The sequence below is a fragment of the Ferrimonas sp. SCSIO 43195 genome, from assembly GCF_023716685.1.
Classification (GTDB): domain Bacteria; phylum Pseudomonadota; class Gammaproteobacteria; order Enterobacterales; family Shewanellaceae; genus Ferrimonas; species Ferrimonas kyonanensis.
On sequence record NZ_CP072679.1, the window covers coordinates 3,472,421 to 3,490,432 of the forward strand.

An 18,012-nucleotide genomic window follows, 5' to 3' on the forward strand; every position below is an offset into this window, starting at 1 on the left:
TGTCTGTGGGGCAAAAGCCGGGTTACAGCAGAGCTGGAACGCCTGGCAGCATGCCCACGGCCAGCATGGCCGCGACACAGATGATAAAGGCACCACCAGGGATAATCAGGCGGTCAGCGAACGACAGCTTGTTGGCGCGCTCTTTGTCACCGATCAGGCCGTTGTTGTCCAGCAGCATGGTCAGGGCCCAGGCAAATACTGGGTTTACCACGATGGAGGCGAAGATACAGATACCGGCAGACTGGGAGTCTTTGGTGTCCTTCACCATCTGCATGCCCGCTTCCAGCAGCGGCAGGAATACCCCAACCAGCAGCGCGATGGACATAACAGGACGCCATACGGTGATGTCCATTGGGTAGCCGATCACAGCAACCACAATACACAGAACACCCAGTACGATGGCACCAGCAGGGATAGGACGCTTGGCAATCGCCGCCGGAATCATGTAAGTACCCCAGGAGGAGGTGATGTTACCGCCACCAAAAGCAGTACCCACCATCTGACGCAGGGAGCAGCAGGTCATGGTGTCATCCACGTCCATCAGCACCTTGTCGGTCTTCTTAGGGTAGTTCAGCTCCTGGAAGATACGGTGACCCAGGAAGTCCGGAGACCACATGGCAACCGCCAGGATGGCGAACGGCAAAGAGGCGATGAAGTGCTGCAGGTTAGGCAAGCCCAGCTGCCAGCCGGTCTCGGTGGAGCCCCACCAGTACACAGGGTTCAGGTTAGGCAGACCAGGAGCGGTTACGAACTTCAGATCCAGACCGGCGCCGAACGCAAAAGCGATGGCAACGGCGGCGATGGAACACAGTGGAATCGCCAACCAACGCTTACCCAGGCGCGCCAGCACCGAGTAGACGATGATGTTGACGGCCAGGATCATCAGAGCCACGTGGCTCAGGCTGTAATCCAGGGCGTGCTTCGCCTGCAGGCCTTCGGCCCAGGTAAACAGAGAACCGATCTGTCCCATGGAGCCCATGGCTCCCAGGTATACCAGCAGACCGCCGGCTACCCCCTCTCCGGTGAGGTTAACGAGTTTCGAGCCCCCCTTGAAGTAACTGAGCAGCAAACCAAAGACACCCAGCAGAATCGCCAGGGCCAGAGGGTGAGCGCCCGCCAGCGCGATGGCGCCGATCAGGGGAATCATCGGGCCGTGGTTACCGGCCAGGTTGGCACGCGGGTTAATGAAACCCGAGCCCAGAATACAAAACAGCAGAGCCGGGATCAGCATCTCAACGCGAACCACCTCAATGGCCCACTCGGCGCCCAGGTTCACGTGTTCCCACCGCTCGGTCAGGCCTGCACCCCAGGCTGCCATTACGGCGGAATACATCACGGTGATGCCGATGGTACCGGCGATGGCTGGTACCAAATCTTCCCACTCAAAACGGAAATCACGGCCAGGAAGGTTCAGACCCCAGCGACGTGGCTTCATAATTTGCAGCTCGTGGTCCAGATAGTCTGAACGGCTGTCAAATTCACTGCTAGGCTTGTGCAACTCGCTATAGCTCGAGTTTTCTACGTCCCGCATGCTTATCAACCTCGGTTAAAAATCACGATGGTGCTTGTGGCGGCGGCAACCAGCCGACACAACAACTTAACGCCTTACCTGACCGCCACAATCGGCTAATTGGTAAGACCATTTTACTAAAAATAAATCGGCTGAATTAAACTTCACCCCCGAATCGATGTCAAACCACGAAACGTTAGCCTGATCACAAAGAATCGGGATGGCCTTCAGGTCAATTTCAGGTGAAAGTTGATAAGTGCTGGTTATAAAAGATAAAAATGGGTTATTCCCACTCAAAAACAGCAGTTATCAAATGTTTGATCTTGAACAAGATTAGCGTAGATAGTCGCAGTCTGCCGATTGCGATTCAGTCCCACCCTAGTATCGATGCAATCCACGCCGGTTTGCCCTTGCCGTTCACCAATTGGGTCGACATCGGCGCAGCGATTTCGCCACCGGGCTCGCCACTCGCAACACCGGTTCAAATGCACGGCCTTTGCTGACACTCAACCCAGGGTTGCCGCCGCCGAGCTGACACAAAAAAAGCGACCCGAGGGTCGCTGTGTTCACACTCAGCTTAAGAGCTAACGACGCCGGCTCAGCCACCACTGCACCAGCACAAACCCCAGCAGCGACAGCGCCAACGCCGGCACGATGGCGTGCATGTTGGCCAGCTTGATCTTCATAAAGGTCATTGGCAGGTAACAGCTCAACCCAGTCAGCACCGAGGCCAAGGCCGCCTCGCTGCGGGCGGCGGGCCAGAATAATCCCAGCACCAGCGGCCACAGGAACACCACCTGCAGCGCCCCAAAGGCCGCCATATTCAGCCAGATGATCATCTGCGGCGGGTCCAGCGCCAACAGGGTGCAACTGGCGGCCACCACCAGAGTCACGCCCCGGGTCAGCCACTTCTGCTGAGATTCGCTGAGCTGACGCCCCTGCATCGCCAGGTCATTCACCAGGGTCGAAGTGGCCTGCAGCAGCATCGAGTCCACCGACGACATCACCGCCGCAATGGGGGCCGCCAGCAGCAAGCCCGCCACCCAGGGCGAGAACAGCTGAACCATCAGGGTGGGGATCACCTCATCCGGGCTGTTGAGGTTGGACACCAGCGGTCGCCCCAGAGCGCCGATCAGATGGGGAAGCAGCGTCACCAGCGCCGTTACTGCGGTCCCCAGTACCATGGCCCGGGCAATGGCCTTACCATCCCGGGCCGCCATCACCCGCAGCACCGTGTGAGGCAGGCCGATGGTACCAAAGCACACCAGCACCCAGAACGACAACAGAAACGGCCAGGACATGAAGCCATCCGGACCATGGGGCTGCAATAACCCCGGGTCGATCTGCGCCATCTGCGTAGTCAGGTGAGTCACACCGCCGCCATGGCTGAGCACCCCCATCAACAGGGCAAACATGCCCGCCAGCATGATCAGCCCCTGAATAGCATCGGTGTAGCTAACGGCACGAAAACCGCCCCATAAGGTGTAGATCACCACCGTGGCCACAAACAGCAGCAGCGCCGTGGTGTAGTCAATCTGCGCCACCACACTCAGCAACCTGGCACCGCTGGTAAACTGCACCACGATCATTCCCAGGAAACCCGCCACCAGGCTGATCCCCGCCAGCCACAGCAGCGGCTTGGATCGGTAGCGGTCGCGGAAGATGTCGAGAATGGTCACCGCCTGGCTGGATTTTGCCAGCGTCCACAACCGTGGCCCCAGCACCCCCAGGGTCAGCATCGCCACCGGCACCTGAATCACCGCCAGCAGCACCCAGCCCAGGCCATAGGTATAGGCGGCCCCCGGGCCGCCAATGAAGGAACTGGCACTGGTGTAGGTGGCCACCAGAGACAGCGCCAGGATGCCGCCGCCCATGAACTGGCCGCCGAGGAAGTGTTGGCGGGAAAAGCCCGCCTCGTTGGCAGAGCGGGCCGCCGCCAGGCGCGAGACCAGCAGCGTCAGCAGCAGGTACGCAAGAATGGAGATCAGTATTGGATTCACGGTATCAACGTCGCAGTAACAGCAGGTAGGCCGCCAGGATCAGTCCGCCCGGGGCCAGCACACAGGAAAACCAGAACCACAGTGGCAGCCCAGCCACCCGTTCCGGCACGGTGGCATCGCCACCAAACAACAGCGGCCCCAGGGCCCACAACAGGAAATAGGCCAGAGTCAGAGCCACCGCCTTGATGGTCAACCTGGCCGGAAGGGAGTCACCGCTCACAGCGTGTTCCTTTTCTTATTCAACATCAGTGCCTTCCCTTTATACCCCGAATCGAGACTTGTGGTCTTGGTCAAAGAACGAAAAACTGCTTGCAACAGGCCGATTTTACAGGGGGTCAGGCTGCGGCGATGGTAAACGATGACAGATAATTCGACAATCAATGGCAATGAAAAAGTGATTCACTATAAAAGCGTTTATTTTACAAACTAACCCCGATCCCCATCACATTTTTTCAGCAAATAATATCGATCCAGCGCATGACTCCATTCCAATTCATGATAGCCCTCACAAAGCTGACCATGATTAGGCCGAAAAGTTGTTACAGGGGCTATGCTCTGGAACAATGGTAAAACCAATTTGGTTGAATCGTTTTCAAACTACCCCAGACTGGGTAGCTTGGATTTCGCCACCGGAGTGTGACGAACAGAGCAATCTGGCGATGGCAGAGGGGCGTCACAGGCCTCCTCTACCTATACTCAAGGTTGGGTATAACGTGGTACCACCGAGCACACTGTGAATGAGTTAATGGTGGGGGCGTCAACCGACAGTTTTGCAGTTTTAATGCAACCGGTACTGCCTTTTGAGCAATCAGTTGGCGGTATTGAAAAATCGCTTCGTCATAAAGGGGACACCCTAACGTGCCGTCAATGACGAAACGTATCATCTTTACATTTGTTAAAGGTTAAACACTATGACAGAGAAAACGACTCAGTTTGCAAAGGCTTGGGAAGGCTTTGCAGCAGGTGACTGGAAGACCGAAGTTAACGTTCGTGACTTCATCCAGAAGAACTACACTCCTTATGAAGGCGACGAGTCCTTTCTAGCCGGTGCCACCAACGCCACCGACGAGCTGTGGGCTAAGGTAATGGAAGGCATCCGCATTGAGAACACCACTCACGCGCCGGTTGACTTCGACACCTCCAAAATCTCCACCATCACCGCTCACGACGCTGGCTACATCAACAAAGATCTGGAAACCATCGTTGGTCTGCAGACCGAAGCGCCTCTGAAGCGTGCCATTATCCCTAATGGCGGTATCCGTATGGTTGAAGGTTCCTGCAAAGCGTACGATCGCGAGCTGGACCCAATGACCAAGGAGATCTACACCGACTACCGTAAAACCCACAACGCTGGCGTTTTCGATGTCTACACTCCTGATATCCTGCGCTGCCGTAAGTCTGGCGTACTGACTGGTCTGCCAGATGCCTACGGCCGTGGCCGTATCATCGGTGACTACCGTCGTATCGCTCTGTACGGCATCGACTTCCTGATGCAGGACAAGCTGAACCAATTCCACAGCACCCAGAACGATCTGGAAAATGGCGTGGATCTGGAAGACACCATCCGCCTGCGTGAAGAGATCGCCGAGCAGCACCGTGCCCTGGGCCAGATGAAAGTCATGGCTGACAAGTACGGCTTCGACATCTCCCGTCCTGCGGAAACCGCTCAGGAAGCCATCCAGTGGACCTACTTCGGTTACCTGGCTGCCATTAAGTCTCAGAACGGCGCCGCCATGTCTCTGGGCCGCGTATCCACCTTCCTGGACGTGTACATTGAGCGTGACCTGAAAGCTGGCCTGCTGACTGAAGAGCAAGCTCAGGAAATGGTTGACCACTTCGTAATGAAGCTGCGTATGGTTCGCTTCCTGCGTACTCCTGAGTACGATCAGCTGTTCTCCGGCGACCCAATCTGGGCCACCGAGTCCATGGCTGGTATGGGCGTTGACGGCCGTTCTCTGGTTACCAAGAACTGCTTCCGCTTCCTGAACACCCAGTACACCATGGGTCCTTCTCCAGAGCCAAACATCACTGTACTGTGGTCTGAAGGTCTGCCTGAAGGCTTCAAGAAGTACTGCGCCAAAGTATCCATCGATACTTCTTCCATCCAGTACGAAAACGATGACCTGATGCGTCCTGACTTCCAGTCTGACGATTACGCCATCGCTTGCTGTGTATCCCCACAGATTCTGGGTAAGCACATGCAGTTCTTCGGCGCCCGTGCCAACCTGGCCAAGACCCTGCTGTACGCAATCAACGGCGGTGTGGATGAGAAGTCTAAGGCCCAGATCGGTCCTAAGATGGAAGCCATCACTGATGAGGTTCTGGACTACGATACCGTATACGCCAAGCTGGACACCTTCATGGATTGGCTGGCCAAGCAGTACGTTACCGCACTGAACACCATCCACTACATGCACGACAAGTACAGCTACGAAGCGTCTCTGCTGGCTCTGATGGACAAAGACGTTGAGCGCACCATGGCTTGTGGTATCGCCGGTCTGTCTATCACTGCTGACTCCCTGGCAGCCATTAAGTACGCCAAGGTGAAAGCGGTACGTGACGAAGACGGTGTTGCTACCGATTTCGAAATCGAAGGCGACTATCCGAAGTTCGGTAACAACGACCCACGTGTGGATGACATTGCTTGTGAGCTGGTTGAAAGCTTCATGAACAAGATCCGTGCGCTGAAGACTTACCGCAACTCCACCCCGACTCAGTCCATTCTGACCATCACCTCTAACGTGGTATATGGTAAGAAGACCGGTAACACCCCTGACGGTCGTCGCGCTGGCCAGCCATTCGCTCCAGGCGCCAACCCAATGCACGGTCGTGATGAGTCTGGTGCGGTAGCGTCCCTGACCTCCGTTGGTAAACTGCCGTTCGCCCACGCTAAAGATGGTATCTCTTACACCTTCTCTATCGTACCTGGCGCCCTGGGCAAAGACGACGACGGTCGCCGCGCGAACCTGGCTGCCCTGATGGACGGTTACTTCAAGAACACCCAGACTCGTGAAGGTGGTCAACACCTGAACGTGAACGTGATGAACCGCGAGATGCTGCTGGATGCCGTTGAGAATCCAGAGAAGTACCCTCAGCTGACCATCCGTGTATCTGGTTACGCCGTACGCTTCAACGCTCTGACCAAAGAGCAGCAGCAAGACGTAATCACTCGTACCTTCACCGAAACCATGTAAGTTTGGTGAAATCGAGTTAACATTAAGGCTCTGTCTCTGACAGAGCCTTTTTTACATTACAGGCCCGAGGTTTCCTCTTTTGAAGCTCGACATATAACGAACTGATAAAGAAGAACTTATTAACCGGGCAAACGGAGAGACAATGAGCGTCGAAGGCCGAATTCATTCTTGGGAATCCTGTGGCACCGTCGATGGGCCCGGAATCCGCTTTATTGTGTTCATGCAAGGATGCCTGATGCGCTGTCAGTACTGCCACAACCGGGACACCTGGGATCTCGACGGCGGTAAAATCGTGACCGTTGATGAGGTCATGAACCAAGTGGACTCCTACCGCTACTTCTTTGAAGCCAGCGGCGGTGGCGTCACCGCCAGCGGCGGCGAAGCCATCCTGCAGCCGGAGTTCGTCGCCGAACTGTTCCGGCGCTGTAAAGAGCACGACATCGACACCTGTTTGGACACCAATGGCATGGTGCGCACCTACACTCCCGCCATTGACACCCTGCTGGACAACACCGATCTGGTCATGCTGGATCTTAAGCAGATCAACGACGATATTCACCGCAACCTGGTGGGCGTTTCCAACAAACGGCCGCTGCAGTTTGCCGACTACCTGACCAAGCGCAATCAGCGCACCTGGATCCGCTATGTGGTGGTTCCCGGCTACACCGACGACGACGCCTCCGCCGAACAACTGGCAGAGCGCATCGCCCCCATGGGCAACGTCGAATTGGTCGAATTGCTGCCCTACCACGAACTGGGTAAACACAAATGGACCGCGCTGGGCGAAGAATACCAGCTGGACGGCGTCAAGCCGCCAAGCGGCGACACCATGAAACGCATCCAGGCGATCTTCGAAGCCAAAGGGCTGAAGACCAAATACTGATGCCGGCACACCGTGCCCACCAAAAAAAGGGAGCCTGAGAGCTCCCTTTTTACGGTCTGTCGATGGCCGAAGGCAACACTCAAGCGCTCTGACGCTGGGCCCACTTCATGGCACTGATCATCAGTACCGTACAACCGCCGATGGAGGCAATCAGCCACTGGAAACCGTTGATGCTCGCCACCGACGCCACCTGTTGCTGCAGGGCCTGGCCGATCAGCGCCGCACTGTGCCCTCCCACGGCCTGCTGCAGCTGCAACGACTGCTGAACAAAGGCATCACTGCGGCTGCTGAGGTGCCCCGCCAGTACCAGGCTGGCGTTGGCGGCATCAAACGCCTGCAAGCGGGAAAACTCGACACTGGCCAGCAAGGATCCCAGGTTTCTGAACAGGTAAAACCAAGCAATGGCCTCCACCAGTTGTGCCTTGGGCATCCGCCGCAGAATATGAATGGTCACGGTGACATTGAGAATGCCCACCGCCACCCCTTTGAGCAACATCGCCGGCCACAGGTCGCTGCGGCCACTGTCCGGGCTAACCCCGGTCAGTATCGAGCAGGCAATCACCATCAACAGCACGCCTAAGGGAATCACCTTCTCCGGCTTACCGCCTTCCGTGGTAGTGACCTTAATCGCCAGCATCAGCCCCAGCAACATGCCATAGAAACTGATCCGCTCCAGCTGCCCCAGTTGGGCGTGGCTGTACCCCAGCACTCCGGTCACAAACCCCGAGGTCAACATGGTCGCCGCCATTACCACAAACCCGGCCACCGCACCGTTGACCATTCCGACCCGGGCATTGGGCACCCGCAAGATGGCTGGACGCAGATACTCGCCCCGGCCCCAACCTCGGCGCAGCGCCAGCACTACGCCTGTGCCCAGTAGCGCTGTCACCACCGCCAGCACCACCCAGTCGGGATCGCGAAACCAGTTGTAGCGTTCCCCCTTCATCAGCAGTACCGTCAGCGCCACAATAAAGCCGCTCAACAACCCGGCCTGCAGCAGGTTCAATCGAATGCGTTGACGCGTATCCGGCCAGGGCCAGGGGCCAAAACGCACCCAGTACAACACCGCCGCGTAGGGAATCCACTGCAGCGCAAAGGCCCAGCGCCAACCGCCCGCCTCTGCCAACAGCCCCATCAACAACGGGTACAGCCCCATGGGAATCAACACAAACAGCAGCAGCATCACTGCTTCGGCCTTGGCGATGCGGACAAAATCCAGGTTGGTCATCACCAGTCGGTGTGCCAGCACCACCATCACGCTGGCGCACACCCCGTGGCCCAGCCAGGCCACGTACTGCCACAACGGCGCCTCGACCAGCACGCTGATCAGCGCACAACCCAGCCCCAGCGCCGCCGCCCAGCGCAACAGGCGCCGGTTACCCAAGCGATAGGCCGCCCAGCTGGCCAGGGGCAGCGCCAGCAGTTGGCCAACCATAAACAGCACATTGAACCAACTGGCCTCATCCAGCGACAGCCCCAGGGCGCCGGCGATGTCGGCGGCGCCGCTGCTGTAGATTCCCGATGCCAACCCTTGCGGGAGCAGCATCAGCAGCGCCAGTGGCAGCAATGGCCAGATTCGGTTACTCATGGCGGGCATCCACGGCCACTACCGCCGACAGCCCCGGCACCACCCGTCCCCGCAGCACCTCGGGCAAGCTCAAGGCAATCTTCACCGGCACCCGCTGCACCACTTTGACAAAATTGCCGGTGGCGTTGTCCGGCGGCATCATGCTGAACTGAGCCCCGGTAGCCGGCGCCATGCTGAGCACCCGGCCCTCAATGGGGTGATCGGGAAAGCCATCCACCTCCACCAGTACCGCTTGCCGAGGTTTCAGCCGGGCAATCTCGCCCTCTTTAAAGTTGGCTTCTACCCATACCTCGTCGGTAGGCACAATGGACAGTAGCGGCGTGCCTGCCGCCACCAGTCGCCCCTGGCGCACAGCGCGGTTACCCACCACCCCGGCCACCGGTGCCCGAATGTCGGTGTCCTCCAGGTTCAGCTGCGCCAGCGCCAGCTCCGACTCCGCCTGAATTCGTCGCGCCTGCAGCAACTCCAGCTGGCTGCGTGCCGTCGCCAGCGCCTGGCGGGCCCCCTCCAGCTTGAGCTTCGACGAGGTCAACGCCAGCTCGGCCCGCTCCATGCGGGTTTTCTGAGCGTCATGAGTCGATTTCGACGCCAGGTTGTCCCGCAACAGGTTCGATAATCGCTGCCACTCCACCCGCTGATAACGCGCATCGGTGGCGGCAGAGTCGATGGCCGTTTCGGCCTCCTTGACGGCAATGATCTGCATCTCGATCTGCTGCCGGGCACTGACAATGCTCGCCTCTACCTCCGCCAATGACCCGGCAGCCTTGTCCTTCAGCGCCAGGTAGTTGCGCTTATCCAGCTGCGCCAGCAAGGTGCCAGCCTCCACCCACTGGTTGTCGGTCACCAGTACCCGGGTCACCACTCCGGCCACCTCGGCACTGACCGGCGTAATCTCGCCCTGCACATAGGCGTTATCGGTTTCAATCCAGCCTTGCCGCGGCGCCAGATAGAGGTACAATCCGCTGATGACCAGCACCAGAGTCAGCGCCACCAGGACTTTCTTTTTTCCACTGTTCATAGACACAACCATTGAAGAATCAACCACCATCAGCATCCAGATGTCTGCAAACCCACCACGGCAACGCCTCGTCAAAGCCCACTGTCGTTTGGTCTGGTTCAACAGCCATTAAGATACTGTACTGTACAGTATCATATTTGAGTAGTAAGATGGATTTCAAGCCCTACCAGGCAAAAACTGTACTGAGGAGTACCATATGCGCCCTTCCAGCCTGAAAAAGAAGCAGAATTATTTGGATGTCGCCACCGAGCTGTTTCTGCAACAGGGCTTCGACGCCACCGGGCTGGACCAGTTGATCGAGCGCTGCGGTGGCTCCAAGCTGACCCTGTACAACTATTTCGGTGACAAACGTGGCCTGCTGAAAGAGGTGGTGACCCGGCTGACCGGCGAACTGCAGACCATCCTGGCCGTAGATTCGGATCTCAGCCACAGCACCGAGCAACAGCTGCAGCACTTCTGCCGCAGCTACACCAGCTTCGTCTATCACCCAAAAACCATGGGCCTGTTTCGGCTGATGATTGCCCAAAGCAAACAGGATCAGGAGCTGGTGGAGTTCTTTCTGGATCGCGGCCCTCGCCGGGCACTGGCCACCCTGGAACAGTTGCTGGTGCAACTGGTGGCCGATGGCCAGCTGCAATTGGACGACCCGCACAACAGCGCCGAGCAGCTGCTGGGGGCACTGCGGGGCTCCCGTTACTTCGAGGCCCTGTTGACGCCGCTGCCCTCGGATTCCGCTCAGTTACAGCGCTACGCCGATACCGCGGTGGCCACCTTCCTGAAAAGCTGCCGCTAAAGCAACCTGGGCCACAATGAGGTACTCTTTTAAAGACAGAGAGAGAAAAGGACACCTCAATGCCCTCAGCCGCCGAAGGCCTGGCCTGGGTACTGTGGATCTGGCTGACGCTGCACTGCCTGATCCGTGGCAACCTGTGGCAGGCCATTAGAGAACACGACTACGTCTTGCACCTGACCCTGGGGTTCGTCGTGGGCCTCAGCGGCTTATGGCAATTGCGAGCCGGGATCTACGACGGCCTGGAGCTGCACTTTGTCGCCCTCACCGTCACCACCCTGGTGTTCGGCTGGCGCAATGCCATCGTGGTCGGCAGCCTGGCACTGCTGGCCAGTGTCGGCCTGGGCAGCGAGCCCTGGCAGGGCGCCGGCGCCGTTGGCCTGCTGGGGGTGGCCGCGCCCATCGGCCTCAGTTTTGCCATCTTGACCCTGAGCCACAACACCCTGCCCCGCAACCTGTGGATCTACATCTTCGTCGATGGCTTTTTCAATGGCATTGTCTGCTTCGTGGCCCGCACCCTGTTGCTGGCCAGCTGGTTCAGCTTTGACTACGACTGGACCATTATTCGGGACAACTATTTGATTCTGATGCCGCTGTTTTTCTTCCCCGAGGCCATGCTCAATGGCTTCAGCACCACCCTGTTGGTGGTTCACAAGCCCCATTGGCTGGCGACCTGGCGCGAAGAGCAATACCTTAAGTAGCCCCTTAGCTGGCCAGTTGTACATTCAGGCTGTCGTCCACCTCTACCCACAGCGCCACCGAGCGCTCAATGCCGATCTGCAGCGATTTGCCGGCCCCCATGCGGCGGGTTTTCACCCCCAGCAAACGCAGAATTCGTTCACAGGCCACGGTGGTCACCAACACATAGTGCTTAATGTCATTGTCGATGGCGAAATCGTAGAACGACTTTACCAAAGCCGCGGTGGAGTGATTCACCAGGCCGCGGCCCTTCTCACCGTCGCCCTTGCGCACGGTAAAACGGCTGATCTCCCACACCTTCTCCTGCTGCGGCGCCGCTTCGCCCTGCAGCAACTCCGGAAACACGTCCTTCAACATGTACTGGCCCTGGGTCGGCAGCGCGCGCCAGCAGCCGATGACGCTGTCGTTGTGATCGGTCATGGCGATGTGCGACACCTGCAGCGCATCGAAGTTGTCGGTTTCCAGGCCGTCCTCACAGCTGACCTCCCAGCCAAGGCGCTGCTTAAAGGTCTCATTTCTAAGCTTAAAGACCTGATTCAACAGCTCAGGGTTGGCAGGAGAAGTGTGTGGGTTGATCACAGTAATGTTGGACATGTTGCTCACCTTTTCGGAATCGAAATCGTGAGCAAAAATTAAGAAATTCCCCGCCCCGGCATAACTGTCAGTTGTGCCCATGTCAGATCTGACAGGTGGTCGCCAGCGCCGCCGTCCTTTACCTTTACCGCCGTCACTGATGCACCGTCGCGACCCCCGCCAAACCGAGCATTGACGCGGATCGGGACCACAGCAATCAGCCCTACTGTCACAACTGACAGCTAACCCGGCACGGCACTTCGGGCTAGTCTGAACCCAATCACTGATATGGACGACGTTTGCCATGACTGCACAGGCCCACCACGCACAGCACACTCAACACAGCGCCCTGCCCGGCGAGCTGTTGTTTACCCTGGATAAGGCCCAGCACCTGTCCCGGCGTTCCGGCTGGGCCTGGTCCCTGACCCGCAACAACCGCCGCATCGGCTCCGGCTCCGGCATGTTTGGCTACCCGGTGTCATCGCTGCTACACGCGGCAGTGCAGGAGCAGGCCGACGCCCTGTACCTGTCGACGCCGCCACACGACGGCTTCATCACCCTGGGCGAGCTGTTACCCAGCCTGAAAGCGGCCAACATTCGTGAGCTCAACATCCCCAGCATCAATTGCCCCTGGTGGGTGTTTGGCCAACAGCAGAAACAGGCGTCGGATCACGGCATCACCATCAACCGTTTCCCGGTCAAGGACATCGGCAACCAGATCTATTACGGCCCCTACACCCTGGCCACTCAGGGGCGCCCCTGGGTGGTCGCGGTCTGCGCCACCACCCTGGGCGGCGGCGACCACCCACTGGCGACGTTCGATGGCGAGTTCGGTCACAACCAACGCATTCGCCAGCGAGTACTGAGCAGCCATGCCCTGGCCAGCGATCTGGCCGACGCCACCCAGGCCTACGCCGGCCTGCGTAACGCCGCCGGCAGCGAACTGTCGTTGCAGCAATTCGATGGTGCCGAGGCCTTTGCCCGGTTGCTGCTGCAACAGGCACAGATGCAGCTGCCAACGCTGGTGGTGATCACCAACCAGAGCCGCTGCCAGCAACTGATTCAACGGGGCTGGGTGGACGAACTGCTGCTCAGTTGCCAGCTGATCGACAGCCAACCCAGTCATCAGGCCCTGGCGCCGCTGACCAGCCTCAGCGGCTGGCAGATGAGCGACTGCCACTTGTTAAGCAACGGCGTGCAGCTGGAACTGCTGCGCAAGCCTTACTGATTACCACCTGAAGGAACAGGAGCCCCTCATGGACAGAAAAATCACCCCGAGCCGCGGCCCGGCCATCAAAAACGCCGTCATCGCCACCCTGTTGGGGCTGGTGCTGGCCTCGGCGGCCTACGCCCTCAGCCATGGCGACAGCGACCGCGTGCAGCAGCGGGTCGACAGCGCCACCCTGGTGGTCACTACCGTTCAAGCCGGTGCCTTTGAGGACACCTTGCGGCTGCGTGGCAGCATCAAGCCGAAAACCAGCATCTACCTGGATGCCATCAGCGGTGGCCGGGTAGAGCAGAAGCTGGTGGAACAGGGGGAGTTTGTCACCGAGGGCCAGCCGCTGGTGAAGCTGTCCAACAGCGCCCTGCAGCTGGACGTCATCAGCCGCGAGGCACAGATCACCGAGCAGCTCAACTTCCTGCGCAACACCCAGATGACCATGGAAACCAACAAGCTCAACCTGAAACGGGATCTGCTGGAGATTGAACACCAGATCAACCAATTGCAACGCAAGGTTAAACAGGCCATTGCCCTGGAGAAGCGCGACCTGATCCCCAAGGACGACCTGCTCAACCTGCAGCAGGATCTGAGCTACTACCAGAAACGCCGCCAGTTGACCCAGGAGCGCCAGCAGGCGGAAAACCTGATTCGCCAGGCGCAGATCACCCAGTTGGAGGACAGCGCCAAGATGCTGGACACCAACCTGGCCTTTGCCCGTAAGAACCTGGACAACCTGCTGGTAAAGGCGCCGGTGTCCGGCTACCTCAGCGATCTGGACGTGGTGGTGGGCGAGTCCAAGACCAAGGGCGCCCGTCTCGGCCAAATTGACCTGCCCGGCGAGTACAAGTTGGCGGTGGAGGTGGACGAGTACTACCTCAGCCAGGTGCAGCTGGGCATGGCCGCCAAAGTGCGGGTCAACGGCCGGCTGATCGACGCCATCACCACCAAGATCGACAGCCGGGTCAACGCCTCCCGCTTCACCGTGGAGATTGACCTGCCCGGCGACCTGGCCGGCATCAAACGTGGCCAGAGCCTGGACGTGGATCTGGTGCTGAGCAGCCCTCAGGACAACGCGGTGCTGCTGAACAAGGGCGCCTTCGTTAACGACAGCGGCGGCCACTGGGCCTTTGTGCTGTCGAGCGACGGCCACCAGGCCCACCGCACCGCCATTCGCCTGGGCAAGAAAAACGCCACCGTGTTTCAGGTGCTGGAGGGGCTCAAACCCGGCGACCGAGTGATCACCTCCAGCTATTCAAGCTTCGACAACGCCGACGAACTGCTACTCAACTAATCAATAAAAAAGGAATTTTGTCATGATTACCCTGACCGGCATTCATAAAGCCTTTCGCACCCACGACATCGAAACCGTGGCCCTGGACGCCCTGGATCTGACCGTGGCCCCCGGCGACTTTGTCTCCATCATGGGGCCGTCCGGCTGCGGCAAGTCGACCCTGCTGTCGATCATCGGCATGCTCGACCATCCCGATGCCGGCCAGTACCGTTTCGACGGTGAGCAGATTGAGGGCTTTTCCGAGCGGCAATTGGCCAGCCTGCGCAGCCGCAGCCTCGGCTACATCTTTCAGAGCTTCAACCTGGTGGACGACCTGACCGTGGCCCAGAACGTCGAACTGCCACTGCTGTACAACAAGGTCGCCAAGGCCGAACGACGCCAGCGGGTGGCAGCCATTCTGGACCAGCTCAACATCGGCCACCGCGCCGGTCACCTGCCGCAGCAGCTGTCCGGTGGTCAGCAGCAGCGGGTAGCCATCGCCCGGGCGCTGGTGATCAACCCCAAGCTGATTCTGGCGGACGAGCCCACCGGCAACCTGGACTCGGAAAACGGCCTCGAGGTGATGCGATTGCTGACCGAACTCAACCGCAAAGGCACCACCATCGTGATGGTGACCCACTCCCGCCGCGACGCCGACTACGGCAACCGCATCATTGAACTGCTGGACGGCAAGGTGGTCGACGGCGACCAGGGCCAGCCATTGAAGGAGGTGCAGTGTGCTTAACCAGTATCTGATCACCGCCTATCGCGCCATGCTGCGGCAGAAAAGCCACAGCCTGCTGAACATTCTCGGCCTGGCCGTGGGCCTGAGCGCCGCCATTCTCATCGCCCTGTTTGTCAGCTATCAGCTGTCCTTCGATCGCTTTTTGCCCCATGCCGACAACACCTATCGGCTGCAGCAGCACTGGCCCTCCATGGGCATGCAGGCACCGCTGGTCAGCTCCGCCTTTAACACCGAGCTGAATAACGTTGCCGCGGTAGAGCAGGTGTTTAACCTGATGGACCTGTCGCAGAAGGTCGACCCCAAGGTGGAGCACATCGGCCAGCAGTTGCAGCTGGGCACCCTGTTTGCCGCCAGCAGCAACCTGACCGAGCTGCTGCCGCTGACCACCCTGGCCGGCGACCTGCAACGGGCGCTGACCGAACCGGATCAACTGGCGCTGTCCAGTGACGAGGCCCGGCGCCTGTTTGGCCACACCGAGGTGGTGGGCGCCACCTTGCAGGGTAAGGCACAGCGCTGGACCATCGCCGCGGTGTTTGAAACGCTGCCGGACAACAGCCACTTCGCCTTCGACCTGCTCACCGCCGCCAACCCGGCGCTGATCGGCACCCCCTCCATGGGCCACAACAACAGCTACACCTACCTGCGTACCCGCCCCGGTGCCGACACCGAGCGTCTGGCGGCGGATCTGACCGCCCTGTACGACGCCCTGGCCTATGGCGGTAAAAACATGGTCACCATGGAGCTGCAGGCCATTACCGACATCCATCTGGACGCCGAGTCTCAGTTTGAGATGAAGACCAACGGCTCACGCTTTGTGGTCACCGTCTGCACCGGCCTCAGCCTGCTGCTGGTGGCCATCGCCCTGATCAACTTCGTCAACATGAGCACCGCCCAGGCCGGGCGCCGTGCCCGCGAAGTGGGCGTGAAAAAAGCACTGGGGGCCAGCCAACCACAACTGGTGAGCCAGTTTCTGTTTGAGTCGACCCTGCTGGCACTGGTGGCGGTATTGCTGGCCACCGGCCTGGTGCAACTGGCCCTGCCCTGGTTCAACGCCCTGGTGGAAGCGCCACTGGCGCTGACTGCCAGCCCGTCGCACCTGCTGGCCCTGGCGGGACTGACCCTGGGCATGGGCGTCAGTGCCGGCCTGTATCCGGCGCTGTTTCTGTCGTCGTTCAGCGCCAAGCGAGTGCTCAGTGGCGACCTGCAGCGCGGCAAGACCGCCATCGTGGTTCGTAAGTCGTTACTGACCCTGCAGGCGGCGCTGTCCATCGGTTTGATTGTGGCAGCGGTGGTGCTGTTCCAGCAGCTGGCGTTCCTCAAATCCCAGCCGGTAGGCTACGAGCGCAGCCAACGACTGGAGGTAAGCGGCCTGCCTAAAGCGGCGCTGTTTGATCACGCCGACGCCGCCCTGGTGCAGCGCATCGACGCCTTGCCGGGCATCAGCAACGTCAGCTTTGCCGACGCCTCGCTGACTGCCACCACCAACACCTCTACCAAGTTACTGTGGCCCGGTGCCAGCGCCGATGCACCGTTTCTGCCCTTCGTCGGCAGCGGCTACGGCATCGTTGAGGCCCAGGGGCTGACGCTGCTGGCCGGGCGCGACTTCGACAGCCGCTTTGGCGCCGACTGGTACCACCAGCAGGACGACGGCCGCGGCTTTGCCAGCATCATCATCACCGAGTCCATCGCCACCATGGCCGGACTGGGCAGCCCGGAGCAGGCCATCGGCAAGATCTGGCGCTTTAAGACCGGTCGCGGCGCCGACGCCGAGTTCCCGGTGAAGATCGTCGGCGTGGTGGCCGACATTCAGGTGGGCTCGGCCCGAGAGAGCCGCTCGCCACTGCTGTTCATCTGTGGCTACAGCTGGGTGTCTCAGGCCAACCTGATCGTCACCGCCACCCAAGGGCCGATCAATCTGGCCATCGGCACCCTCAAAGGCGAACTGCAACAACTGCTGCCACAGCAGGATCTGACCGTCACCGTGGTCGAAGAGAACTACCGCGCCCTCTACCGCCAGGATGAGCGGGTGGCCACCCTGGTGCTGATCTTCTGTGCCCTGGCGGTATTTCTGACCTGCATCGGCATCTTCGGCCTCTCCTCCTACAGCGCCCAGAGCCGCCGCAAGGAACTGGCGATTCGCAAGGTACTGGGAGCCTCCCGGCTGGATCTGGTTAACCTGTTAGCCAAAGAGTATGTGCTGCTGCTGGGGATCAGCGTGCTGGTGGCGGTGCCTGCCGCCCACCTGCTGCTGCAACAGTGGCTAAGCAGCTTTAACGACCGCATTACCCCGTCGCCGCTGCTGTACCTGGCCGCCACCGCCCTGGTGTGCGCCATCACCTGGCTGACCGTGGCCTCCCACGGCCTGCGCAGCGCCAGCGCCCGCCCGGCGGGGGTGCTCAAGGCCGAGTAACGCCCAGGCCTCTTCGGTTCCCTTGCCGAAGAGGCCGGCTCAGTGCCGCCCACCGCAACACGCCATTCGCGCCAATCTCTCACACGCTCGATCAGCATCTGCCCACAGCC

General features: G+C 59.6%; 14 protein-coding genes. 8 read left to right on the forward strand and 6 right to left on the reverse strand.

What is annotated here, in order from left to right:
* Positions 1-22 precede the first annotated feature (22 nt).
* From J8Z22_RS16085 to J8Z22_RS16095, 3 genes are all read right to left on the reverse strand, one after another.
* On the reverse strand, positions 23-1,531 hold the full coding sequence (locus tag J8Z22_RS16085) for a DUF3360 family protein (RefSeq protein WP_252007064.1): 1,509 nt from the start codon (positions 1,529-1,531) through the stop codon (positions 23-25).
* Between the two features lie 563 nt (positions 1,532-2,094).
* A complete protein-coding gene (gene panF / locus J8Z22_RS16090) occupies positions 2,095-3,510 on the reverse strand; it encodes a sodium/pantothenate symporter (protein ID WP_252007065.1) in 1,416 nt (471 codons plus the stop codon).
* 4 nt (positions 3,511-3,514) lie between these two features.
* Positions 3,515-3,730: a DUF997 family protein gene (locus J8Z22_RS16095; protein ID WP_028112994.1), complete on the reverse strand. Its 216-nt coding sequence runs from the start codon at positions 3,728-3,730 to the stop codon at positions 3,515-3,517.
* Positions 3,731-4,421: 691 nt separating this feature from the next.
* Here J8Z22_RS16095 and pflB point away from each other — a divergent pair.
* Both pflB and pflA read left to right on the forward strand, forming a co-directional pair.
* Positions 4,422-6,704 carry a formate C-acetyltransferase gene (gene pflB / locus J8Z22_RS16100; RefSeq protein ID WP_252007066.1) on the forward strand — a complete coding sequence of 761 codons (2,283 nt, stop codon included), beginning with the start codon at positions 4,422-4,424 and terminating at the stop codon, positions 6,702-6,704.
* Between the two features lie 142 nt (positions 6,705-6,846).
* On the forward strand, positions 6,847-7,587 hold the full coding sequence (gene pflA, locus J8Z22_RS16105; RefSeq protein WP_028112996.1) for a pyruvate formate lyase 1-activating protein: 741 nt from the start codon (positions 6,847-6,849) through the stop codon (positions 7,585-7,587).
* Between the two features lie 79 nt (positions 7,588-7,666).
* Here pflA and J8Z22_RS16110 read toward each other — a convergent pair whose 3' ends face one another.
* Positions 7,667-9,175, reverse strand: a complete 1,509-nt coding sequence (locus J8Z22_RS16110) for an MFS transporter (RefSeq protein ID WP_252007067.1) — start codon at positions 9,173-9,175, stop codon at positions 7,667-7,669.
* The gene (locus tag J8Z22_RS16115; RefSeq protein WP_252007068.1) at positions 9,168-10,193 is read right to left on the reverse strand and encodes an HlyD family secretion protein; all 1,026 of its coding nucleotides are present in this window, start codon (positions 10,191-10,193) and stop codon (positions 9,168-9,170) included. Before J8Z22_RS16115 ends, J8Z22_RS16110 begins: the two co-directional genes overlap by 8 nt.
* 196 nt (positions 10,194-10,389) lie before the next feature.
* On the opposite strand from J8Z22_RS16115, the gene J8Z22_RS16120 reads away from it, so the two are divergent.
* Positions 10,390-10,986 carry a TetR/AcrR family transcriptional regulator gene (locus J8Z22_RS16120; protein WP_028112999.1) on the forward strand — a complete coding sequence of 199 codons (597 nt, stop codon included), beginning with the start codon at positions 10,390-10,392 and terminating at the stop codon, positions 10,984-10,986.
* Between the two features lie 59 nt (positions 10,987-11,045).
* Positions 11,046-11,684 (forward strand): hypothetical protein, encoded by a 639-nt coding sequence (locus J8Z22_RS16125; RefSeq protein WP_051252659.1) that lies wholly within the window; start codon positions 11,046-11,048, stop codon positions 11,682-11,684.
* A gap of 4 nt (positions 11,685-11,688) precedes the next feature.
* Here the strand turns inward: J8Z22_RS16125 and J8Z22_RS16130 are convergent, their stop codons facing one another.
* Positions 11,689-12,276, reverse strand: coding sequence for an acyl-homoserine-lactone synthase (locus tag J8Z22_RS16130; protein ID WP_028113000.1), 588 nt, complete (start codon positions 12,274-12,276; stop codon positions 11,689-11,691).
* Positions 12,277-12,559: 283 nt separating this feature from the next.
* On the opposite strand from J8Z22_RS16130, the gene J8Z22_RS16135 reads away from it, so the two are divergent.
* From J8Z22_RS16135 to J8Z22_RS16150, 4 genes are read left to right on the forward strand one after another with little or no spacing between them, the layout of a single operon-like run.
* Positions 12,560-13,483, forward strand: a complete 924-nt coding sequence (locus tag J8Z22_RS16135; protein ID WP_252007069.1) for a hypothetical protein — start codon at positions 12,560-12,562, stop codon at positions 13,481-13,483.
* Positions 13,484-13,511: 28 nt separating this feature from the next.
* Positions 13,512-14,768, forward strand: coding sequence for an efflux RND transporter periplasmic adaptor subunit (locus J8Z22_RS16140; RefSeq protein ID WP_252007070.1), 1,257 nt, complete (start codon positions 13,512-13,514; stop codon positions 14,766-14,768).
* A gap of 22 nt (positions 14,769-14,790) precedes the next feature.
* Positions 14,791-15,492: an ABC transporter ATP-binding protein gene (locus J8Z22_RS16145; protein ID WP_252007071.1), complete on the forward strand. Its 702-nt coding sequence runs from the start codon at positions 14,791-14,793 to the stop codon at positions 15,490-15,492.
* Entirely contained in the window at positions 15,485-17,902 is a 2,418-nt protein-coding gene (locus J8Z22_RS16150; protein ID WP_252007072.1) for an ABC transporter permease, read from the forward strand. The genes J8Z22_RS16145 and J8Z22_RS16150 overlap by 8 nt, the downstream gene beginning before the upstream one ends.
* Positions 17,903-18,012: the final 110 nt, after the last annotated feature.